Consider the following 23,413-nt stretch of genomic DNA (forward strand, 5'->3'; position numbering starts at 1 on the left):
TGTGCTCATGACCAGCCGCGGCTGCACTCAGCCGCAGGCCAGCCCGAAGGAGTGCGTCCCGTGACCGCGCCGGATTTCCGCTATTCAGATCTGCTGCCGATCGGGGCCGACGACACCCCCTACCGGTTGATCACCACCGAAGGCGTCAGCACCTTCGAAGTCAACGGCCGGACGTTCCTGCAGGTCGAGCCCGAGGCGTTGCGGCTGCTCACCGCCGAGGCGATGCACGACATCAGCCACTATCTGCGACCCGCGCATCTGGCTCAGCTGCGCAAGATCATCGATGACCCGGAGTCCAGCGGCAACGACCGCTTCGTCGCGCTCGACCTGCTCAAGAACGTCAACATCTCGGCAGGCGGAATCCTGCCGATGTGCCAGGACACCGGCACCGCGATCGTCATGGGCAAGAAGTCCGAGGGCGTGCTGACCGGCGTCGACGACGCCGAATGGATCAGTAGGGGCGTGTTCGATGCCTATACCAAGCTGAACCTTCGCTACTCCCAGCTCGCGCCGATCACCATGTGGGATGAGAAGAACACCGGGACCAACCTGCCCGCGCAGATCGAGTTGTACTCCACCCAGGGCGATCCCGCGCATCCGTCCTACAAGTTCCTGTTCATGGCCAAGGGCGGCGGCTCGGCGAACAAGTCGTTCCTCTATCAGGAGACCAAAGCGGTCCTGAACCCCGAGCGCATGCTGGAGTTTCTCGACGAGAAGATCCGCTCGCTCGGCACCGCGGCCTGCCCGCCGTATCACCTCGCGGTGGTCATCGGGGGGACCAGCGCCGAATTTGCCTTGAAGACGGCGAAATACGCCTCGGCGCACTACCTGGACAACCTGCCGACCGAGGGTTCACTCGCGGCGCACGCTTTCCGTGACCTCGAGCTCGAGGAAGAGGTTTTCAAACTCACCCAATCTTTCGGCATCGGTGCGCAATTCGGCGGCAAGTACTTCTGCCACGACGTGCGTGTGGTGCGGCTGCCGCGGCACGGCGCCAGCTGCCCGGTGGCGATCGCGGTCTCTTGCTCAGCTGACCGGCAGGCCCTCGCCAAGATCACCCCGGAAGGTGTGTTCCTGGAACAGCTCGAGCGCGAGCCCGCGCACTACCTGCCCGAGCAGACCGACTCCATCCTCGGCGGCGACGTGGTGAAGGTCGATCTGAACCGGCCGATGTCGGAGATCCGCGCGGAACTGTCGAAATATCCAGTGAAGACCCGGCTTTCGCTCACCGGTCCGCTGGTGGTCGCGCGCGATATCGCGCACGCCAAGATCAAGGAACGCCTCGACGCGGGCGAGCCGATGCCGCAGTACCTGCGCGATATGGCCGTCTACTACGCGGGCCCGGCGAAGACCCCAGAGGGCTACGCGTCGGGTTCCTTCGGTCCGACCACGGCAGGCCGGATGGACTCCTATGTCGACCAGTTCCAGGCTGCGGGCGGCTCGTTCGTCATGCTCGCCAAGGGCAATCGGTCGGCCCAGGTGACCAAGGCTTGCAACGAACACGGCGGGTTTTATCTCGGTTCCATTGGTGGGCCTGCCGCGCGACTCGCGCTGGACTGCATCAAGTCCGTCGAGGTGCTCGAGTACGAAGAACTGGGCATGGAAGCGGTCTGGAAGATCGAGGTCGAAGATTTTCCCGCCTTCATCGTGGTCGACGACAAGGGCAACGATTTCTTTGCCGAAACGCAGAAGCCTATTGCGCTCCGGGTCCGTACGCGCTCCAAAGAACGCGTCTGATCCGAGCGTTCGACCGCATCGCGGGCAACTGCGCGGATATCCGAATGTCACCCCGATCGCCGGGGTGGTGTCGGCCGTCGCAGCGGGCAGTCTCAGTCGGGGACGTCGCCGCACAGTTGTGCCATGAAGGACGATGAGTACGCCGTTTCGTATCTCGGGTTCAGCCGGTCGGCCGAACGCGCCGCACGTGAGGAACCGGCTCGATCGCATTGCTCAGCCGCCTGATCCCGATGAGTTCGATCAGCTCGACCGCCCCGGCGTCGTTTTCCGCGGCCCCATCACCGACCGCCGTGCGGCCATCGCGGCCGGACTCGACGGGTGGGAAGTTGTTGCACGACTGGAGGAACTCGACGGTCCGGTCGAACGCTGGATCGCGGTATTGAGCCAGCAATCGGATCTGCATTCCCGCAAGATCGAGCTCGCCGTCGCTTGGGCGCGTGATCACGGCAGCGAGATCGTTGAGCGAATTGTCCGGAATCGTGAAGCGGCAGAGGAGCTCCAGCGGGGAATCCGGGCGAGCTCACCGTCACAGGGTGTGGGTAGTCGACCCGTGTGAACAGGTGGTCGAGGGGAACTCGAGGTCACTGATACGGCGTGCATCGGTGTCCTCGTCGTGGGTGCGGCCACCCATGTTCCTCGTGTGGGAACGGTTGTTGTACAAGAGGGTTCGTGGGGGTGTCGCTATCGTCGGGCGATGGATACCCGATCGTGACGGCGGGTTCGGTGTCGTGGCGATCGAGTCGTGCGACGGGCTCATGGTGCGGGACGCGCTGATCGAGGCCGACGGTCCAAGGTGGATGGGGATCGGGTGCGGTCGGTTCGGACGCGGATGCTGTCGTGAAACTGGTGAAGGCGTCCTCGATTCCGAATTCGTTGATAGCGGCTCAAGCATCACAGTGATCCACAACACTGGAATAGATTGTGGACAGGGGTCATTCCTGTGGACAACACGCTGCGGGACACGCCGATTCGGCGTTGCTCGACGGTAACTCGTTACGCCAGATGTGGATTCCGGACAGTGGCATCGCCAGGACGGGGTGCTGTCATCCCGTTCGCCGGTGTGTCGCTGAATTCGTCGGGCCACTCGTCTGGCAGTTCGAGCGTATGCGAGCCTGTCGAGCATTGCGTGGCGTTCCGTCGCCGGAGCGGGCCTGAGGCACCAGGCCGCAGGAAGCCGTTAGTATCGCCCCATGTTGCTCAAGCGCGGAGTACACAGGAATCGGATCCTGCTCGGCCTGCCTGCCGTGGTGTTGCCCGCGCTGGTCGCCATCGCACCCGCCGCGCCGACTGCGTCCGCCACGCCCGTCGACGAACGGGTGGTGGCCGGGTCGGCGACCGGCACCGAGGGGCTCGAGCCGAAGCTTGCACTGGCCTATTCGCTGGCTCATGACCAGGCCGAGGCGGAGGGAGTGGGGCTGTCGATCACCTCGGGTTATCGCACGCCCGAGCAGCAGGAGGAGCTGTGGCTCAACGGGCTGCAGACCTACGGCAGTCCGGACGAGGCGCGGCGCTGGGTGCTGCCGTCCTCGGAGTCGACGCATGTGTCGGGTCAGGCGATCGATGTGGGGCCCCGCGGTGGTGCGCAATGGCTGGAAGCGAACGGTAACCGGTGGGGTTTGTGCCGGATCTACGAGAACGAGTGGTGGCACTTCGAGCTCGCCACCCTGCCCGGCCTGGCGTGCCCGCCGCTGCGCGCGGATGCCAGCGTGCAATAGATAGCCGGCTATAGCGGTTCGCCGTCCAGTAGTGGTTCCATGCGGCGGTAAGCGTCGTAGTCGCGGAAGTGGCGGGAGTAGAACGTTCCGCCTGCCTCGACGTTGTCGTCGACGGCGGGGGCTACGTCGACAAGATGCTCGAGCGACCAGGTGACGGTGTCGCCGCGCTCGTTGCGATACCGCGCTTCCTGGCCTTCGGCTTTGGTCTGCGCCGCCGCCCGTGCGGTTTCCACCGAATCGGCGAACACGAGAAGGAAGCACTCTTGGTAGAGCGGCCGGTAGTCAGGTGCGTCGGAGGTCGATTTGTACACCGCCACCGCCACGTACGGACTATTCCGGGTGCGCTCCAGTGCTTCGGGCGGCAGCACCTGCTGTGCGCCGAGAACCTCGAGGCCGAGCAGCGTGCCCGATGCGCTCATGTCGAGCGCCACGGTTCCCCTTTCGATCGCGGTGACGACCCGTTGTGCGGCCGGACCTGCGTCGATGCGATCGGTGATGTAGTAGTACGCGGCATCGGCGGCCGGGTCGTAGGTCATCCGCATGTCAGATTCCTTCGTCGGTGTAGTTTCGCCATTGCGTCGCAGAGCACTCACGGCAGCCTCTGCGATCTGTACCAAACGGTCCCAGAATTGTGATTCGGAGCGACGAGTTCGGTCGAATCGAGAATGCCGTTGGTGTCAGCCATTTCTTGCCGATCGAAGGGATCCACAACGACGTGTCCGCAGACACCCCTGCCGGCCTGGACGCCCACGAGGCGGTCTCGGACCGTCCGCAGCGATGGACTTTTCGGTGAATGTCGCTGCTGTGATCGGCAGCCGGGAACAGCGGCACGCCCGGCATTGGGCCGGGGCGAGATAGCCGACGAAGACAGCCGGAGTGTCATCGTGTGTCGCCACCGGACTACCAACCGTAGATCGAGAACGGCGTGCTGGCCGCAATGCGACCGATGGCTACGCGGCAGTAGTCGATCATGTGGTCGGGCAAGGTGTCCGCAGTAAACCACCCCAGGGCGTCGCACTTGTCCGGCTCCAGGTTGCTGGGTTCACCCTGCCAGGTGCGTACGGTGAAGAAGAATGCCATCCGGCCACCCGAGGACGAGTTGTGCATGATGTGGCTGAACCGCACATCCTCCGGCTTGATGGTCACGCCGATTTCTTCGGCTGCCTCGCGGATCAGGGCGTCGACGACGGATTCACCCGCGTCGAGATGACCGGCGGGAAGGTGCCATGCGCCGTCCTCGAAGCCGGTGTTGTGGCGCCGACCGAGCAGCAGCTGGTTGCCCCGGCGCAGGAGTAGGTGGACGTCACCGGTCACTGTGTGCCGCTGGGGTTGCGCCACCGGGCTGGATTCAGTCTTCACGCTCATGCCTGCGTTCCTTTCCCCTCAGCGCCGTTGACCAGTAATTTCCATGAAACAGCGGGGGAGAGAACCGAGCCTAATCGGTTGGCAATGGGTGGGGCTATACGCCGGACGTACAAGTGGCGCGGCGCTCGAGGTGCGTTCGCAGGCGTGTCGTCGCGGATGGTGAAACTGGCATCAGCAACCTGACTGCTAATGTCTCGCACCGATGAGTTGCGCCCCATCCGCGTGTCGACGTTCGACGAATCCGGGCCGCTGAAACCGCCCCGATCAGGCCCGATTGTGGTGGCGCGCGGCCATGCGATCGGTAGCGCAACTGCGCAACCGTCTGTGTCTTCTTTCGTGCTGCCGGGGACCGGCGTACATTCAGGGAATTATGCTCGGGCTGTTTCTCAGGCGAAGGGATCGCCGTCATGAGCGTGATGAATCGCTGCTGGATGCGCCGTCGCACCGCATGCGCTGCGCTCGCGGTTGTCATCGCATTCGCGGCCGGAGCTTGTGGGTCGGACCGCAACGGTGACGCCGGGGAACACACGACTGCGCCAGAGACCAAGACCTCGCACGTCGACAACTCCGAGGCCGCGAGGATCGTCGATGTCGTCCGCGACAAAATAACCGAGCTCAATCTCAGCGCTGCCGTGTTCGGCGTGTGGCGAGACGACGACGAGATTGTCCGCGGTGCGCTGGGGGAATCCCCGCTCGGCATTTCGGCGACAGCGGATATGCGGCTGCGGGTGGGGCAGCCGATGGAGCCGATGCTTTCGACGGTGCTGTTGCTGCTCGACAAGACAGGGGTGGTGCGGCTGGACGAGCCCATTGCCAAGTGGGTCCCCGACTTCCCTCGCGCCGACAAGATCACCCCGCGAATGCTCGCCAACGGCACCACGGGTATCGCGGACTACGTCACCGATCCAGAGTTCATGCGGCGCTTCTACGCGAACCCGATCGCAGGGTGGACCGCCCAGGAGATCTTCGAGCTGGCCAACTCACGTCCGCCGCTGTTCGAGCCCGGCACCAGCTGGGCGTATGCCCACAGTGACCTCACCCTGCTCGGTGTCGTGCTGGAGAAAGCGACCGGTCGAGCTCTCGGCGACCTGCTCGAGCAGCACGTCTTGGACCCGCTGGGCATGCACCACAGCGAGGTGGTGCTCACTCCGCAGATAGCCGCGCCGATCTTGCACGGTTACACGAATGAACGCCATGTATTCGAGGACTCCACATTCTGGAATCCCACGGCCTTTCTGCACAGTGGCAACATGAACTCCACCGTCGCCGATGTCGCCCTGTGGGTGCGTGCGCTCGGCGTGGGCAAGCTGCTCTCCGACACACAGTTCAAGGAGATGATGGCGGCGTCGACAGCCGGGCTCGGCCCACTGACCGCGCAGAAGTACTTCGCGTTCGGTGTCGTTCATTTCGACGAGTGGCTCTTCATGAACCCAGCATTCGGCGGATACAACGGCGTCGCGCTGTATGACACGGAATCCAAGACGACCATCGTCGTCTACGGCACCCTCGGGCCGAGGGCCGACGCCAACCTCAACAACGCCGTCCCCATCGGCACTGCGATCGGTGCTGTCGTCGTGCCGGACCGCCCGCCGCATGTCTCATGATCTTCCACCGGCCATGATCTGGTTCGGTCGCCCGGAAGCGTCTGCCCGGACCACAGAGTCGGACATGTTCAACTGACCTGGACGGTTTCGGCCCTGCTCGGTGTATCGGCTTCGTTTCCTGGCATATCCGGCAAGGTGAGTCCCCCCTCGATCGTGTTCGGTACCCGGCGGCGGTTGGGGGAGCCGAGGGCTGTAGTGAGGTCGGTGCCGTCGTGTTCGGCGAGTAAGTCGCCGCTGTCCCACACCAAAAGGGTTGCGCTGACGGTGTTTTCGGCGGCAGAGTGGGCGAGATCGTAGTGCGCGCAGCCGGGGACGTGGGGGTAGGTGATCCAGAGGTCGTACCCGGTCATGAACAGGTCGAGGTCGAATTGGACACTGAGGCCGAGTAGTTCGCTGCGGCCGTTGTCGTCGACGCCCGCGAAGGCTTCGTCGAGTGCCAGCAGACGGGGGGCCTGGGGGTCGGCGGAGTCGAGCATGACATGGGCCGCGGCGAACAGAGGCAGGTGCAGCGACACCGACTGCTCGCCGCCGGACAATGCGCTGTGACGGGCGACGGTGAGTTTGTCTTCGCTGCCGTCGGCGGAGATCAGGGTGAAAGAGAACACTCGCCAGGTCCGGTAGTCCAGTGTTGCGGCCAGGATTTCGGGGTAGGAGCGTTCGGGGTGGGCGGCGCGCGCGGTGCGGATTTCGGAGGCGAAATGGGCGCGGATGGCGGCGAGATCCTCGGCGACCAAAGACGAAGAGTCGCGGTCCAACAGCTTGCACATCGCGCGCGCCGGATCCGACAGCGTGTCGGCCAGTACCCAGTGCACGCCGATGGTGTTGCCCGAGGACATCCGGCGCTGCTTCATTTCCGCGCCCATACGAGCGATGAGATCGCGGGCGTCGCTGGTGCGTTCGTAGATCTGCTGGGCGAGTCCGGTCAGCAGTGCGTCTTCCAGAATGCGGCGTTCGGCGTCGGTGAGCAGCAGCTCTTGATCGTGGCGAGCCTGGTCGATGCGCGTCGCGAAATCCGCGAGTGCGGACAGTCCGTGGTCGTCTTGGACCTGGACGACGGTGAGTCCGTCGGCGGCATCCCATTGCAGCCGATAGTCGCGGCCACACCCGGCGAGTGCGGCATCGAACTCCTGCAGCGCTGCGGTGACCGCGCTGCGGGTGGACTTGCGGGCGGCCTCACCCGCGCGCACCGAAGCCGTTGCCGTGGAAAGGTTTTCGAACAATTCGGCGACTTCATCCGGCAGCACCTGCGGTTCGGCCTCGGGTCCCGCAGCGGCGATCCGGTACAGCAACTGTTCGGGAGTCGACCACGCGGCCGCACTGCTGGGCCAGCGACCGTCAGCGGGCGCACCCAGCAGTGTGAGGAGGTCGGGTTGTGCGTACGGGGCGAGGCTTTTCACCTCGGCGAGTACCTCGGTGAGCGCGGTCCCGAGCGATTCGTGTGCAGTGCGGTAGGCGGCCTCGGCATCGCCGACCGCCTCGATCGCCTCGTTGGCGGCCTTGCGGGCGGCCTTCTGCTCGGCTCTGGTCGCCTCGATCTTTTCTCGCGCCTGCTCGAGTTCCCGATCGATGTCGGCGGCGCCGGCACCGAGCGCCTCGCGCAGGGTCTCCAGCTTCCGCAACTGTTCCTGGTAGCCGGCCTGCGCGGCTTCGGCCTCCTCGGCGAAGGCCTCGGCGAGATCACGGGCCTCGTCGAAACGGTCGATGCCTTCGCGTTCGCGTTCCCGCTCCCGCTCGTGGTCGGTGCGTAAGCGCAGCAGGCCCGTTCCGGTGTTCTCGAAATGCCGGATGGCGGCGGCGAGTGCGTCGATATCGCGGGCATCGCGCGGCGTACGGTGCTGGACTGCGACGGCACGCAGCTTCTTCTCGACCGCCGAGGCGTCCGCGACAGCTTGGTCGAGATCGCGCTCGGCCTGTTGAACCGCCTCGGAGCGGGAACGCATCATGCCCGCGGTCTCCGAGACCGCACGCAGCGCCGCCGCCACCGCGGTCGGGCGTGGGAGTGCTTTCGTGGCCGTCGAGATGCGGGCGAGCTCGGCGGTGGCCGCGGCCTCCTGGTCCTGCGCCTGCTGCCGCACATCCTCGGCGGCCGCGATCGCCGCCCCGAGTTCGGTCATGCGGATGTCGCGGCGCTTGGCACGTGCGGTCGCGCCGATGAACTCCGCGTCGGGTTTGTGATGGCGGCCGACCTGAACGCCGTGGCGGAAACCACCGGTTGTGCTGACCGCCACTGCCGTACCGAGATCGGCGTCGCCGTCGTGCAACGCGATCGAGGCAAGCACGTCGGCGACCATCATCGTCGGCACGGTGAGTTCGTCGGAATCATCCTCGACGACAAGGACATCGGCGAGTGTGCGCCCCGTCGGTCGTGCCGTTGCGGGCAGGGGAACCAGGAACTGATCGGAGTCGTAGTCGGAGCGGAGCGCGGATTCCGCGCAGACCCAACTGTCGAGCAGGTCCGCGGCATGCAGCGCCGCCTCGATGCCCGCTGCTGTCGCCGCAGGGACGTCGTCGGCGAAGCGGACCAGCCGCCACAGCGGTGCGCCGGGCCTGCCCTCCCTGACACCGGTGCGGGCGGCGAAAGCCGGCGGCGCCTCATCGCGTTGGGTAGCCACCCGATCGCGCTCGGAGGTGAGTTCGGTGATCCGTTCGCCTGCCGCTGCCGCGGTGGCTCGTGCCTCTTGACGGCGGTTACGGATCTCTTCCAGCAGCGGTTCGGCGTGTTCGGAGAGCACCTCGGACATCCCCGCGGCCTCATCGGTTCCCGCGTGTGCCAGCGCAGCGTCGAGTGCCGCGAACAGGCCTTTCGCGATGGGGGAGTAGACCTCTCGGTGCGTGTCCCACCAGGACCGCAGCGCGCCCGCCGCGGCAGTGCGCGCCAGCACCACCGCCGCCTCTGCGTGTGCGACCTCCGCCGCGGCGAACTCACGAAGTTCCCTTGCCCGCTCGGCCAACCGCTCCGCCCTGGTCCGTTCGGCGGCCGCGGAATCCATCACACCGAGTGCCTTGCGGACCGCGCGCACATCGGCGTCGCGTTCCTCGGCCTGACCGCGCACCGCCGCCGTCAGCTGGTCGGCGCGGGTCTGTTCGGGCAGCGCGGTCCAGTTGATGCCCGCTTCCTCGGCGGCGGCGCGTAGCTCGTCCTCGCCGCGGGCCAGTGCGGCCGCCGCAGTGCGCACCGCAGCCTTGGCGCGTTCGGCCTCCTGTCCGCGTTGATCGAGAGTCTGGCGCGCCTTCAGCGCCTTGTCGCCGTGCACGCCTGCCGAGGTCTCCAACCTGCGCACCGCGTCGGCGAGATCGTCGAGCTGCTGCTTGCCCTCGTAGGCACTGGAGCGTTGCAGCGTTTCCCGATCGGAGAGAGCCTGCTCGTAGGAGCGGTCGGCATCGTCGGCGCGCGCCTCGGCGGCGGTGCGTTCGCTCTCGCGCCGCTCGCGCAGCGCGGTCGCGGCGAACAGGGCGGTGCCGGCGTGGGTCACCGCGTCGAGGCGGGCGCGCACTTGATCGACATCCGTCTTCGCCTGCACCGCGAGGTATTTCCGGTACACGCCGACGAAAGCCCTGGTCGCTGTGTCGGCATGGACCAGACCCTCCAGGGTGCGACCGACCTCTTCCATATCGCTGAAGGACCGTGCGGCGTCGAGGATCAGCTGCTCGTCGAGCGGGCGCAGACCGTCGGTCAGCGCCTGCGAAAGGCCGCGCGGGTCCAGGTTCTTGGCCAGCTGCGGGCGGCGCAGTGTGAGGATCAGGTTGATCAACTGGTCGTAGCGCTGAGTGCCGAGACCGAACATGCGTGCGTCGATGGCAGCGCGATATTCGACCGGACGATCGACGATGGCGTCGGTGCCGATCTGCTCGGCGAGCTGTTTGCGCGTCAGCGGCCTGTCGTCGGGGCCAATGAGCGAAAAGTCGACGCCCGCACGGCCGTCGGCGACGAAATACCAGCGGGTGACCTTGTCGGAGGAGCGCGTTGCCCGCATTCCGATGCCGACAGTCACTACCTCGGGGTCGTCCCAGCTACCACGCGCGAACTCCATCCACACATAGGAGTACGCGGATTCCTGCTTGCGGTACAACAGGTTCGACTTCATCGTGCGCTCTTCACCGGCGAACGGATTGAGCCTGCGTGGCTCGATCCTGCCGTCCAGCACGAACGGGAACAGCACCTCGAGTGCCTTGGTCTTGCCGGAACCGTTCGGGCCGCGCAGCACCAACCTGCCGTCGGCGAAGCAGAATTCCTGATCGCGGTAGTCCCACAGGTTGACGATTCCGGCGCGGGTCGGGGCGAACCGCACTCCGCCATGAATGAGCGACATGATCTACATCCCTTCCGTACCAACGCTGTCGGCCCCGATGGTGTCGGAGGCGGTAACGAAGAGTTCCGCGGTTCGCTTGGTTCGCACCGTGACGACCGCGCCGCGATAGCGGGCCAGCGCGGGCAGCACGACCAGCCCGTCGGAGACCGCGCGCAGCAGACGCAGGCGTTCCAGTAGCGCGACGACCTCGGTGGTGAGACCAGGAACGTCGGCCTGCCATTGCGCGGCGAAGGTGAGGCCGTAACGGTCGGTCAGCGCCTGGACCGTTTCCCGCACCCAGGCCGACTCGATGAACGGGTAGGTCACTTCCTCCGGAGCATCCTCGGATGCCTGCTGCACCGAATCCGGTTCGCCCGCACCGAAATCCGTGGACGGCAGATCGGCGAGCGGGACGAATACCGTGGATGCCGGGATGGCGTCGTCGAGTTGCGCTGCCAGTGCGGTCGCCGGGTCCGGCGCGGCCGGACGGCGTGGCACCGGATTGTCGATGTCGAGCACCCGATCGGCGATTTCACCGACCAACAACAGCGCCACTTGGGCCAGGGTCCCGGTGCCGGGAAACCTGATGTCCGAGAGTCGCCCGGAGGTATCGATGAGCGCGACGCCCTCGGCCCGGCGTTCGGCGCGCAGACCGGTGAACAGCTCCACATCCGCGATGACCCGGTCCTGCACAAGCAGCGGGCGCTCGTCGGCGGCGAGGTCCTCCGCATAGACGACAGGTCGCTCGACGAGGGTCCTGCGCACTCGGCGGGCACTGTCGGAAACATGCGCGGGCCCGGCCGGATGGGCCATCGCATCCTCGGTGAGCAGCCCTTCCACACTGTGTAGGTGCTGCAGCGCCCGTGGCGGTCGGAATAGTGCGAACACCACGGGGCGGTCGATGTCGTAGAGAGCTTCGCCCGCTTCCGGGTCCGCCGCCCACCCGCCCGCATCGCCGTCGGCGAGAGTGAGTGCGCCGCGCGCTGCGAGCCAGCCGACCGCATCGACGAAGGCGTCGCGGTCCGCCGCGCGATCCGGGGCGAGTTCGAGTCCGTCTACCCTGCTGGTGTAAGCCGCGACCTGATCGGCCAACTCCGACAAAGTGATCTGGTCGCCTGCGCGGCCGAGCGCGGCCAGTGCCAGCGCGAGGTAGGCGTAGCGACGGCGATCGAAGAGACGGTCGGTGACGGTACGGGCGGGCTTGCCCGCGTCGAGCCGGTCGATCACCGGAAAAACCCGGGCCGTGGTTTCAGTGACCTCCAGCCGATAGCCGAACAACTCGGCGAGGTCTTCGCGTAATTCGGTGGCCCAGCGGCGGATCAGCGGCAGCGCGATCCGATCCGGATAGGTCCGGGTCACCAGGTGGTTCGCCAGGATCACCCTGGCAGCGCGCTGGTAGTTGTCCAAGGCCAGCGCGTCGATGCGGCGTGCGTGGATCATGCGCGGCCCCCACGCGATTCGGATTTTCCGGCGGCGGTGCGCGTGCGGGTCGTCTGCCGGACATCGAGCTTGCGATTGTTCAGATGCAGCAGCCCGCGCGCCGTGCGCACCACGGTCGAGCCGGCATGCTCCGACACCGTGAGCGTGACTCCGCTATCGGATCCCGTTGTCCCGTCCACCCGCCCGCTGACCGGCACCCACGCCGTCGAAGCCGCATCGAGCAACCGCAACAACACCTCGGTCTCTCGCTCGTCGAGCACCCGTTCGTGCACGTCCGCGGCGGCGAGGGACTTCGCGGCCTCGGCGCGTGCCCGCTGGGCATCCAACTGCGCTTCGCGCAATCGCCGAATTCCCGCGTCATTGCGCTGAATTCGCGCGGGAGCACCCATGGTCGGCGGTCGGCCGGTCTCGGCCAAGGTCCGCGAAATCTCGAGCGGCGGCGCGTCCCACCAGGATCGAGCGGCCGGAATCAGTTCCGCGTCCGGATGCTCCAGCGCCACGTGTCGTGGCCTGCCCAAGCCGAACACCGCATCGAACAGCGCATGCGCACTGTCGGTTGTCGGTGCGGCGGTGAACCAGCCTGCCAGGTGCCGCAGCGCGGACTCCCGGCTCACCCCGCCCCGTCGGGTCTCGGTCACCCGTCGTAACAGCGACAAGACCGCGGCGATCGCACTCATGGTCGCCTCGCGCAGCCGATCGGCCTCGGTCGACGATGACTCGCCGGTTTCGGCCGCCGCTGCCACGAACCAGGTCCGCAACCCGTGCCATCGCGCCCGCCAATCGGCTTGCCGTTCGGCGAGACTCAGCAGAACCCGTTCATCGCAGCCGGCCGCCCGCTCGACGAGTTCCGCTGCGCCGGTCTCCTCGATCTCCCCGATCGCAGCGGCCAGCCGTGGCGCGAAGCGAGCCAGGTCCATGCTGAAGTCCCGCATGTGTGCGAGCAGGGCATCCTTGTGGGCGAGAAACGACTCCGGGGTGATCTCGGTGGTGCGCACCATGTCGCCGAGCGAAAGATAGAAGTGCGCGGCCCGAGCGGCCATATCCGACAGGGTGGCGTCGAGTCGGCGCAGCGTCCGGTAGACGCGCTCCGCGTCACCGGCCCGGTTGGCCTCGGCGAGTGTATGGAGATCGGCCAAGAGTTCCGGCAGCACCAGTCGCGACAACGACGCCTCGTCCAATCGGGATTCCAGCACACCCGCGACCGCACGATAGGCCTGAAATCCGGCCTGCGTGAGCTGATAGACGTAGTGCCGGTTGCGATACTCGGCCAGCGTGGCGGCCCGGGTGCCGTCATAACTGCGCTCTAGTACCCCCCATTGATGCAACTGGTCGAGCAGCGGCCCGATCTCCGCTCCCGTCAGTCGCGGTACCTCCCACTGTCGGTCACCCTCGACCAGTTCGGCATGCGGATGTCCCCCGTTGCGGTCGATCCACTCGGCCACATCGTCGGCGTGCAACAACACGACATAGGCCGCCCGAGCACTGTCGAATGCCCGCAGCACCCACAGGTACTCGGCTCGCTTCTCAGCGGTAGCGAAAGAAAACAGCCGCAGCCGCTCATCCCACAGCGCGGGCGCGGCACTCGGCAAGCCGTCGACGGAGTCGGTCACCGGGAACAGGGTAGTAGCGGGGTGGTCGCCGCCTACAAGAACGACCCCCATTCGGCGTGGCTGCGTCCGGTTTGCGAGCGTTCGCCACGCAGTTATACGAGGTCGCGGGCTATCGAAGGCACTGAGCTACCAGACGAACGTTTCGCCCCGGGCAGGTACGCGACCGAAGTATCGCTTGGCGATATCGCCCGCCGTCGCGGTCGTACCGTTTGCTGTAAGCACGATCGCTGCCCAGGTCGGTTTCGGCCGACTTGCTGAGGACCCGTCGGAGCATCCGCTGGGCGACCGCTCGCTCGTCGTCGCCGGTGCGCGGGTGATCGATGAGACTGCGCAGACGGGAGATACGTAGACCAGAATCGGTTGCCATCGACTGCCCTCTTGTCCGGCCGTCGGCGCATCGCCAACGGGATGTCGCGGTGGCGAAGGCGACTCGGCCTTCGATCCATCCAGCATGACCGGCGGCGGCGAATCGAACGTTACCGCGAATCAGCTTGTGCCGAAGGGTTGATGATCAGTCGGCTGCCAGTGACCGCAGCTGGTCGAGGTACACCAGCGTGCGCGGATCACCCGGGAAACGCTCGATAATTTCCCGGGCTGTTTCGCCCGCGATCCACATCAGGGAGGGCAGCGAACGGCGCTTGCCCGTGAACGCCCGCATGCCTTCGTTCAGCGCCAACTCCAGATCCCGATCGCGCACGGCGACTACGGCGAGGGTGAGATGGGCCTCCGACACTCGCATCGGGTTACGGACGGTGCCGTCTGCGCGGGTGGAGTTGCGGATGACTTCTCGGGCAAAGGATTCGGCGCGTGAGTCCTCGCCTGCCACGCGGCAACAATCCATGGCGTAGAAATCGAACTTGTTCGGATCGACGACGAAATGGTTGTCCAGATTCGAGGGATGGTCGAGTCGCGCCAGGATTGCTCGGCCCTGGTCGAGCGACGCCTCGACCTCGCGGCGCTCGCCGAGGCGGGCCCACGCCTTCGCACGCTGTGCGGACAGCTGGACGCCGACACCGAGGTTCCTGCTGGTCTGCAAGGCCAGATCGACGGCCTCGATGGCGCCGCGGTAATTGCCCTGGGTGAGGGCGAACCAAGCCGCCATTTCCATACTCCACCCGATGATTTCGGCATTTTCGGCCTCTTGGCCGAGGGAGTAGGCGGCGCGCCGGGTCGCCTCCGCGGTGGTCCGTCGGCCGAGGTCGTAGTCCACGCAGCCGACCAGCAGCGCGACCCAACCAGCGAGCACCAGTATTTCCCGGTGTTGCAACAATGTCAGACGGCCGTCGAGCAACGAGGTGATGCGCCGCAACCACGCGGTTCCCTCGATGTGCAGATCGTGCGGGTCGGCATAGGGGTACTCGCAGCACAGGCGCTCGGCGGTGATTCGAATGGCATCGAGGGTGGCCGTGGAGACATCGGACATACGGAGCCTGCCGATGAACTCCAGGGTGTCCATGCCGGTGGCCGAGAGCAGTTCATCGTCCCGGTTCGGCCTGGCTTTGGGAAAGAACGCCGCGGTTACGGTATCGAAGGCGGCGGCGATGATAGGGGCATAGAAATCGTCGGGACGCGACTCGCCCGATTCCCAGCGACGCCAGTTACGCAGGAGTGTACTGTCGGTCGGCAAGTTGTGGGATGACTTGAGGCGCATAGCGCGGACGGCATCTGCTTGTGACCACCCCCGTGCGTCGCGCTCGGAGCGCATCCGGACAGCCCAGACGGGTCGATCGTCTCCAGCGGCCACATCTGTAGTATCGCACCAGTTAACGTTCGGTGGCCCGGATAGGGCATTTAGATGTCACTGGTTGACAGCTGCATTCGCAGTATGTCGTCCTACATGCTGGGTATGGGCGCGGAGAGTTTGCCGGCCCCGAATGCAAGAACATCTGCTCTTGCAGGAACGCGGTACCCCACCATGGGGAGATCCACAGAAGAGAACAGCGATCCCCAATCCAACGGAGGTTCGGGTGGAAGCGTTGATCTATGGATACTTGCGTGACGATCTGGCCGACGGCCACAGCGAAGAGCTCGAGGATGCACTACGCACCCTTGCCCGCGCGGAAGGGCTCTGCTTCGCCGCAACGTTCCATGAATCGACCTCAGGTGATGGCACGGCCTTGGTCGAGCTGACACAGGAGCTCAAGCGTGCGGATGCGCACCACGTGGTGGTGCCGTCACTCGATCACTTTGCCGGCCAGACGATTCCGCGAGACCTGCTGATCGCGAAACTGGCGCAGGAAGCGTCGGCCGAAGTCCTGACTCTCGAGACCTGAACCTCGACAACGACCATCGCCGCAGACCCGCGACCACCCGCGTAGCGGCGACACCCGCCCCGAGTGCTGCGAGCAGCGCCGCAATATGGTGTTGTCCGAAGAGCGGATACACCTGCCAGTGCAGCAGGTAGATGAACAGCGAGCTGTCGGCCAGCACCGCGGCCACACCGGCGATGAGCGCGGGGACCCGGACTGCGGGCAGCCAGAACAACAGCAGCAGTCCTGCCATGACGAGGCGCTCCCGATCGGCGGCATCGATATCGGGAATGTCGAAGTAACCTGTCACCGATATCAGCATGACTGCGCTCACCAGCAGCCGCTGCCAGATCATGCGCGCTTTCGCGGCCGCCCAGCCCAGCGCGAAGAACCAGCAGGCCAACGGCGAGAAGGGCACGTCGTGCGTGGAGTACAGGCCGAAAGACTGGACCCGGAACAGCACGGTGAACGCGACCAGCGCCATGGCGAACCAGAACGGGTCGCGCCGCTCGAGCCTGTCGAAGGTCGGGATGCGAACCAGCAGCGCGGCCGCGACCATGAACAGCACCAGCACCTCGATGAACCACAGGTGCCCGGCGGTATCGCTGTCGTGCGGCCCGAGAATCTTGTTGAGCAGCAACACGTTCTGCCAGCCGTAGTAGTCGGAGAACAGTAGGGTGAGCGCCACCCACACCGCCGTCGGAATCGCGATCAGGGCGGCGGTGCGCAGCGCGTGGTGCAGCCGCTGCGCGCGCGGCGCCGCGGTCACCGCGAAGCGGGCGAAGTTGAACCCCGCCACGCCGAGCAGTACATGCGCACCGCCCCACAAAGTGAAGATGCCGATGTGCGACCCCGCGATCAGCACAATGCCCACTGCCCGCAGCAATGTCGCGGGGTCGAGCGAGCGTCCGAACGAGGTGTTGCCGCTCGGGATTCGTTCGAGCTCAGCGACGGTGAGCGCGGGCCAATCGGGCGGGAGCTTGCCGAGCGCGCGTTCGAGTCGGGCGGAGGTCGTCACGTAGGTGAGCGAATTGCCGCCGAGGTCGACGAAGCTGCTGTCGGGTCGGATCGATGCGGGGTCGAGGCCGAGCGCGTCGGCGTAGAGCGCGCGGATGTCTCGGGTGGTCGACGGTGCGGCGCCGGGCAGACTGCGGATCGCCGGATAGTCCGGCTTTCCATTGGCCAGGCGGGGCAACTCGTCGACCGGGCAGGTGCGGATGGCGGCGGCCGGTAATCCGGACAGCCGGGCCGCGGTGGCGGTGACCTCGGCGCTCGAGCGGACATCGACACCACGTTGCGCCGCGATCACCAGGTGGTCCCCGCTCTCGGTGCAATCGGTCGTGAATCCCGCTGCGGCCAAGCGTGATTCGAGTCGCTGCAGATCAATCCGCAGGCCGAAGATCTTCGCGAACCTGCTGCGTCTGCCGATCACCTGATACAGGCCGTCGGCGGTGCGCCGCGCCAGGTCGCCGGTTCGTAGCGCCTCGACAGTGTGGCCGAGCGCGAGATCGCCGGGGGATTGCGCGTACCCCATCATCACGTTGGGGCCGTGATAGACGAGCTCGGCTGCGGAGGCGTCGTCCACCTGCTCCAGGGTGAAACGTCCGCCGGGGATCGGAATGCCGATGCACTCGGGATGTTCGGCGGCGAGCTCGGGTGGGAGGTAGGCCATCCGGGCAGTTGCCTCGGTCTGGCCGTACATAACGAAGAATTCCCAGCCCGAACGTGCCCCGAGCTGTGCGTAGGCGCGCACCCGCTCGGGCGCAAGACGCCCGCCCGCCTGTGTGATGTAGCGCAGATCGGGCAACCGCATCCGGTCGAAGCCGACTCGGTCGAGCAGATCGATCGTGTACGGCACGGCGGCGAAGGAGGTCACTCGGTGACTGCGCGCCTGCTCCCAGAACTGGTCGTCGAGGACAGATCGCTCGGTGAGCAGCAGGCTCGCGCCGCGCAGGAAATAGCTGTGCACGACCGAGAGCCCGTAGCAGTAGAACATCGGCAACGTGGTGGCGGCGCGGTCGTCGGGACCGATGGACAGGTACTCGGCGATGGCGGACGCGTTCGACATCAGGTTCGCGGTGGACAATCGCACCAGCTTGGGAGAACCGGTCGACCCCGAAGTGCTCAGCAGCAGTGCGAGATCCGGGTGCAGGTCGTGCGCCGACTTCGCGCGGCGCGCAACGGGCACCCCGGCATCGACGACGACATCCGGATCGTAGGTATCCAGCAATTCTTCGGTGATCTCGGCGGCGAGCAGAACGACGGAGCCGGTGCTCAGCGCGCCGAGATACGCGACAAGCGAATCGATGTCGTTGCGCGCCGCGATCGCGACGAGCCGCCGGTGCGGTCCCAGTCGCGTCGCGTATTCCTCGACGAGTATCGCCAGCTGCGCATAGGTGATCCGTTGCATACCATCCGCCACCGATCCCGCTGCTGTGACACCCGCCGAAGGAGATCGAGAGCAGAGGACGGCGATCCGGTCGTCATAACTGCGAAGGTGCGCGACGATCGGGGAAATAGTCACCGTAAAAGTCTATGTGGGAAGCCCTTCACCACCGACACGTGGCCCTACGGCGAACATCCGGTGAACTGTGCTATCGCCACGGCGAATTACAGCCCGAAACTGCCAGGACCACGCCTGCGCAGGTACTTTTCGAACTCGGCTGCGATCGCATCGCCATCGATCTTGGCCATCGCGTCGTTCAGATCGACTGCCGCGTCGCCACGTTCCTCGAGCGAGCGCACGTACTCGCTGATCTCGTCGTCACCGACGGTCATCTCGTTGACCGCGACCTCCCAGTCCTCGGCCTGTTTGGGCAGCTCGCCGAGCGGCACTTCGATATCGAGGACGTCCTCGACGCGGTGCAGCAGGGCGATGGTCGCTTTCGGATTGGGCGGCTGTGAGACGTAGTGCGGCACAGCGGCCCAGAACGACACGGCGGGTACTCCCGCCTTCACGCACTGATCCTGCAGTACTCCGGTGATCCCGGTCGGACCTTCGTAGCGGGTCTGTTCCAGATTGAACCGCTCGGCCGCTTCCTTGCTATAGGCCGAGCCGGTGACGGGGACCGGGCGAGTGTGCGGGGTGTCCGCGAGCAGCGCACCGAGGATGACCACGGTCTGCACGCCGAGCTGCTCGATGAATTCGAGCAGGTCCGAGCAGAAGCTGCGCCAGCGCATATTCGGCTCGACGCCGCGCAGCAGCACCACGTCGCGATCGCTGCCCGGCGGCGAGCACACCGACAACATGGTCGAGGGCCACTGGATTTCCCTGGTCACACCGTCGACCTGACGGACGGTCGGCCGGTTGACCTGGTAGTCGTAGTAGTCCTCGGAATCGAGTTCGGCAAGCGGCTCGGCATCCCAGATCAGTTCCAGATGCTCGACGGCGCCACTGGCCGCGTCACCCGCATCGTTCCAGCCCTCGAAGGCGGCGACGAGCACCGGATCCCGCAAAGTGGGCAGTTCCGGCTCGGGTGACACCGGGGATTCACTGGAGTTCACCCCGCTCAGCCTACGGTGTGTGAGGAAGCTCTGTTGACTTTGCCACGCGTGCGACGCTGCGTGTTCGCCGCGGCTGCGGGTGCCGTCTGGGTCGGTGTGGCGCCGGACACCGGTACGGTGGTACGGGTTGTCGAACCTGCCCACTAGGCTTGAACCCATGTCTGCGTCCACTCCCGCCGAGTTCGATACCACGCTTCTCGACACGCTCAGCCGGCGTGTGGTGATCGGTGATGGCGCGATGGGCACGATGTTGCAAGCGGCGGATCTGACGCTCGACGACTTCCGTGGGCTCGAGGGGTGTAACGAGATCCTCAACGACACCCGCCCAGATGTGCTGCGCGATATTCATCGCGCCTACTTCGAGGCGGGCGCCGACGCGGTCGAGACCAATACCTTCGGCTGCAATCTGCCGAACCTGGCCGACTACGACATCGCGGACCGCATTCGCGATCTGTCCGAGCGTGGCACCCGGCTGGCGCGCGAGGTCGCCGACGAGATGGGGCCGAGCGCCGACGGCACGCCGCGGTATGTGCTGGGGTCGATGGGACCCGGCACCAAGCTGCCGACCCTGGGTCACGCTCCGTATGTCGCGCTGCGCGATGCCTATGGCGAAGCCGCGCTCGGCATGCTCGACGGCGGCGCCGATGCCATTCTGATCGAGACCTGTCAGGACCTGCTGCAGGTGAAGGCCGCGGTGACCGGTAGCCAGCGCGCGATGGCGAAGCTGGGCAGGCGGATTCCGATCATCACCCACGTCACCGTGGAGACCACCGGAACCATGCTGGTCGGCAGCGAGATCGGCGCGGCGCTGAGTGCGCTGGAACCGCTCGGCATCGACATGATCGGATTGAACTGCGCGACCGGACCCGAGGAGATGAGCGAACATCTACGCCATCTGTCCCGGCACGCGGAGGTGCCGGTGTCGGTGATGCCGAACGCGGGGCTGCCGATCCTCGGCGCGCACGGCGCTGAGTACCCCCTGACGCCAGAAGAATTGGCAATCGCTTTGCGCGGCTTCGTTTCCGAGTTCGGGCTCGCGCTGGTCGGCGGTTGCTGTGGCACCACACCCGAGCACATCCGTCAGGTCACCGCGGCGGTGCGCGAGGTCGAACCGGCGCTGCCGCCCATCAACGCCCGCCGCACGCCTGTGCACGAGCCGAGCGTGTCGAGCATGTACACGGCCGTGCCGTTCGCGCAGGACGCCAGCATCCTGATGATCGGTGAGCGCACGAATGCCAACGGTTCCAAGGCTTTCCGTGAGGCGATGCTCGCAGAGGACTGGCAGAAGTGCCTGGACATCGCCAAGGATCAGACTCGCGACGGCGCCCACATGCTCGACCTCTGCGTCGACTACGTCGGCCGTGACGGCACCAAGGACATGGAGGCACTCGCCAGCAGGCTGGCGACGGCATCGACTCTGCCGATCATGCTCGACTCCACCGAAACACCGGTGCTGCAGGCCGGTTTGGAGCATCTCGGTGGCCGCTGCGCGGTGAACTCGGTGAACTACGAGGACGGCGACGGTCCGGATTCGCGCTTCCAGCAGACGATGAAGCTGGTCGCCGAGCACGGCGCCGCCGTGGTCGCGCTGACCATCGACGAGGAGGGGCAGGCCCGTACCGCCGAGACGAAGGTGGCGATCGCCGAGCGGCTCATTGCCGACATCACCGGTAACTGGGGCGTGCGCGAGAGCGACATCATCATCGACACGCTGACCTTCACCCTCGGTACCGGTCAGGAGGAGTCGCGTCGCGACGGCATCGAAACCATCGAGGCCATCCGGTTGCTCAAGAGCAAGCACCCCGAAGTGCAGACGACTCTCGGCCTGTCGAACATTTCCTTCGGCCTGAATCCCGCGGCCCGTCAGGTGCTGAACTCGGTGTTCATGCACGAATGCGTCCAGGCCGGCCTGGATTCCGCGATCGTGCACGCCTCGAAGATCCTGCCGATGGCGCGCATCCCCGACGAGCAACGCGAAACAGCACTGGATCTGGTGTACGACCGCCGCGCCGAGGATTACGACCCGCTGCAGAAGCTGATGGGACTGTTCGAGGGGGTGTCTACGTCCTCCTCGCGCGCCTCGCGTGCCGAGGAACTGGCCGCGCTGCCGCTGTTCGAGCGTCTCGCGCGGCGGATCGTGGACGGCGAGCGCAACGGCATGGAGGACGATCTGAACGCGGCGATGCACGAGGTGCCGCCGCTGCAGATCATCAACGAAACATTGCTGTCGGGCATGAAGACGGTCGGTGAGCTCTTCGGTTCCGGCCAGATGCAGCTGCCGTTCGTGCTGCAGTCGGCGGAAGTGATGAAGGCGGCTGTCGCGCACCTGGAGCCGCATATGGAGGCCACCGACGACAGCGGCAAGGGCCGCATCGTGCTGGCCACCGTCAAGGGCGACGTGCACGACATCGGCAAGAACCTGGTCGACATCATCCTGTCGAACAACGGCTATGAGGTGGTGAACCTCGGCATCAAGCAGCCCATCGCGACCATCCTGGACGCGGCCGTGGACAAGAAGGCCGACGTGATCGGCATGTCCGGGCTGCTGGTGAAGTCGACGGTGGTGATGAAGGAGAACCTGCAGGAGCTCAACTCCAAGGGCGTTGCCGAGCAGTTCCCCGTGCTGTTGGGCGGTGCGGCGCTGACCCGCGGTTATGTCGAGAACGACCTGACCGAGGTGTACGAGGGCGACGTGCACTATGCCCGCGACGCGTTCGAAGGCCTGCGGCTGATGGACGACATCATGACCCGCAAGCGCGGCGGCGGCATCGACCCCGACAGCCCGGAGGCGATCGCCGAGCGCGAGAGGGCCGCTGAACGCAAGGCGCGCCACGAGCGTTCCAAGCGCATCGCCGAACAGCGCAAGGCCGTCGAGGTGCCGGTCGAGGTGCCCGCACGCTCCGATGTAGCCGCGGATCTGCCGGTGCCGGTGCCGCCGTTCTGGGGTACCCGCGTGGTGAAAGGTCTCTCGCTGCAGGAATATTCGGGGCTACTCGACGAGCGCGCCCTGTTCCTCGGCCAGTGGGGTCTGCGCGGGCAACGCGGCGGCGAGGGCCCGAGCTATGAGGAGCTGGTGGAGACCGAGGGCAGGCCTCGGCTGCGGTACTGGCTCGACCGGCTCAGCACCGAGAGCGTGCTGCAGCATGCCGCGGTGGTGTACGGATATTTCCCCGCAGTGTCCGAGGGTGATGACGTCATCGTGCTGACCGAGCCGAGTCCGGATGCGGCGGAACGGTATCGGTTCACCTTCCCGCGTCAGCAGCGCGACCGCTTCCTCTGCATCGCCGACTTTATTCGCTCCCGCGAACAAGCGACCCAGACCGGTCAGGTGGATGTACTGCCGTTCCAGCTGGTCACCATGGGGCAGCCGATCGCCGACTTCGCCAACGAACTGTTCGCCGCCGACAACTACCGCGACTACCTCGAGGTGCACGGCATCGGTGTGCAGCTCACCGAGGCACTGGCCGAGTACTGGCACCGCCGCGTCCGCGAAGAGTTGGTGCTGGACGGGCACTCGGTCGCCGAATCCGACCCGGCGGATGTGCAGGACTACTTCAAACTCGGCTACCGCGGCGCCCGCTACTCCTTCGGTTACGGCGCCTGCCCCGAATTGGAAGACCGCGCGAAGCTGGTGGACCTGCTGGAAGCCGGTCGGATCGGAGTGGTTCTCTCCGAGGAGTTGCAGTTGCATCCGGAGCAGTCGACCGACGCGTTTGTGCTGCTGCATCCGGAAGCGAAGTACTTCAACGCCTGATCGGGTCCTACCGCTGCCGCAACACCGGATCGATAGGTAGCTGATTCGGTCACGTCGCGCTCGAACCGATCGGTCTCGACCTGGATCAGGTTCTGGATCCTGGTGATCGTTTGTGCAGAGCTTTCGGTGTGCCACATCGTCGGGAG

13 protein-coding genes are annotated in these 23,413 nt (G+C 66.0%); 5 read left to right on the forward strand and 8 right to left on the reverse strand.

The features are described 5' to 3' along the window. Positions 1-60: 60 nt before the first annotated feature. From AB0M74_RS10750 to AB0M74_RS10760, 3 genes are all read left to right on the forward strand, one after another. Positions 61-1,737 (forward strand): fumarate hydratase, encoded by a 1,677-nt coding sequence (locus tag AB0M74_RS10750; protein ID WP_364904545.1) that lies wholly within the window; start codon positions 61-63, stop codon positions 1,735-1,737. A gap of 187 nt (positions 1,738-1,924) precedes the next feature. Then, a complete protein-coding gene (locus tag AB0M74_RS10755; RefSeq protein WP_364904548.1) occupies positions 1,925-2,293 on the forward strand; it encodes a hypothetical protein in 369 nt (122 codons plus the stop codon). A gap of 634 nt (positions 2,294-2,927) precedes the next feature. Further along, positions 2,928-3,452 (forward strand): M15 family metallopeptidase, encoded by a 525-nt coding sequence (locus tag AB0M74_RS10760; RefSeq protein ID WP_364904551.1) that lies wholly within the window; start codon positions 2,928-2,930, stop codon positions 3,450-3,452. 8 nt (positions 3,453-3,460) lie between these two features. Here the strand turns inward: AB0M74_RS10760 and AB0M74_RS10765 are convergent, their stop codons facing one another. Beyond that, on the reverse strand, positions 3,461-3,994 hold the full coding sequence (locus AB0M74_RS10765; RefSeq protein WP_364904554.1) for a DUF4288 domain-containing protein: 534 nt from the start codon (positions 3,992-3,994) through the stop codon (positions 3,461-3,463). Between the two features lie 358 nt (positions 3,995-4,352). Continuing rightward, the gene (locus AB0M74_RS10770) at positions 4,353-4,817 is read right to left on the reverse strand and encodes an NUDIX domain-containing protein (protein WP_364904557.1); all 465 of its coding nucleotides are present in this window, start codon (positions 4,815-4,817) and stop codon (positions 4,353-4,355) included. A gap of 407 nt (positions 4,818-5,224) precedes the next feature. Here AB0M74_RS10770 and AB0M74_RS10775 point away from each other — a divergent pair, with 407 nt between their 5' ends. Continuing rightward, on the forward strand, positions 5,225-6,421 hold the full coding sequence (locus tag AB0M74_RS10775; RefSeq protein ID WP_364904560.1) for a serine hydrolase domain-containing protein: 1,197 nt from the start codon (positions 5,225-5,227) through the stop codon (positions 6,419-6,421). 68 nt (positions 6,422-6,489) lie between these two features. Here AB0M74_RS10775 and AB0M74_RS10780 read toward each other — a convergent pair whose 3' ends face one another. From AB0M74_RS10780 to AB0M74_RS10805, 6 genes are all read right to left on the reverse strand, one after another. After that, a complete protein-coding gene (locus tag AB0M74_RS10780; protein ID WP_364904563.1) occupies positions 6,490-10,731 on the reverse strand; it encodes a TIGR02680 family protein in 4,242 nt (1,413 codons plus the stop codon). A gap of 3 nt (positions 10,732-10,734) precedes the next feature. Next, positions 10,735-12,147: a TIGR02678 family protein gene (locus AB0M74_RS10785; protein ID WP_364904829.1), complete on the reverse strand. Its 1,413-nt coding sequence runs from the start codon at positions 12,145-12,147 to the stop codon at positions 10,735-10,737. Beyond that, a complete protein-coding gene (locus tag AB0M74_RS10790; protein WP_364904831.1) occupies positions 12,147-13,703 on the reverse strand; it encodes a TIGR02677 family protein in 1,557 nt (518 codons plus the stop codon). Before AB0M74_RS10790 ends, AB0M74_RS10785 begins: the two co-directional genes overlap by 1 nt. Before the next feature lie 568 nt (positions 13,704-14,271). Then, positions 14,272-15,411: an XRE family transcriptional regulator gene (locus AB0M74_RS10795; protein ID WP_364904566.1), complete on the reverse strand. Its 1,140-nt coding sequence runs from the start codon at positions 15,409-15,411 to the stop codon at positions 14,272-14,274. Between the two features lie 488 nt (positions 15,412-15,899). Next, on the reverse strand, positions 15,900-18,533 hold the full coding sequence (locus AB0M74_RS10800) for an AMP-binding protein (protein WP_364904569.1): 2,634 nt from the start codon (positions 18,531-18,533) through the stop codon (positions 15,900-15,902). A gap of 86 nt (positions 18,534-18,619) precedes the next feature. After that, on the reverse strand, positions 18,620-19,513 hold the full coding sequence (locus AB0M74_RS10805; RefSeq protein ID WP_364904572.1) for a PAC2 family protein: 894 nt from the start codon (positions 19,511-19,513) through the stop codon (positions 18,620-18,622). Positions 19,514-19,670: 157 nt separating this feature from the next. Between AB0M74_RS10805 and metH the strand changes: the two genes are divergently transcribed. Continuing rightward, the gene (metH, locus tag AB0M74_RS10810) at positions 19,671-23,267 is read left to right on the forward strand and encodes a methionine synthase (RefSeq protein ID WP_364904575.1); all 3,597 of its coding nucleotides are present in this window, start codon (positions 19,671-19,673) and stop codon (positions 23,265-23,267) included. Positions 23,268-23,413 lie beyond the last annotated feature (146 nt).

It is taken from the genome of Nocardia sp. NPDC051463, assembly GCF_040681975.1.
Lineage (GTDB): Bacteria > Actinomycetota > Actinomycetes > Mycobacteriales > Mycobacteriaceae > Nocardia.

Bases quoted from the DNA above. Each gene is read 5' to 3' on its own strand.
- metH (WP_364904575.1), top strand. From the start codon at position 19,671: ATGTCTGCGTCCACTCCCGCCGAGTTCGATACCACGCTTCTCGACACG.
- AB0M74_RS10795 (WP_364904566.1), bottom strand. From the start codon at position 15,411: ATGCGCCTCAAGTCATCCCACAACTTGCCGACCGACAGTACACTCCTG.
- AB0M74_RS10770 (WP_364904557.1), bottom strand. From the start codon at position 4,817: ATGAGCGTGAAGACTGAATCCAGCCCGGTGGCGCAACCCCAGCGGCAC.
- AB0M74_RS10760 (WP_364904551.1), top strand. From the start codon at position 2,928: ATGTTGCTCAAGCGCGGAGTACACAGGAATCGGATCCTGCTCGGCCTG.
- AB0M74_RS10775 (WP_364904560.1), top strand. From the start codon at position 5,225: ATGAGCGTGATGAATCGCTGCTGGATGCGCCGTCGCACCGCATGCGCT.
- AB0M74_RS10780 (WP_364904563.1), bottom strand. From the start codon at position 10,731: ATGTCGCTCATTCATGGCGGAGTGCGGTTCGCCCCGACCCGCGCCGGA.
- AB0M74_RS10765 (WP_364904554.1), bottom strand. From the start codon at position 3,994: ATGCGGATGACCTACGACCCGGCCGCCGATGCCGCGTACTACTACATC.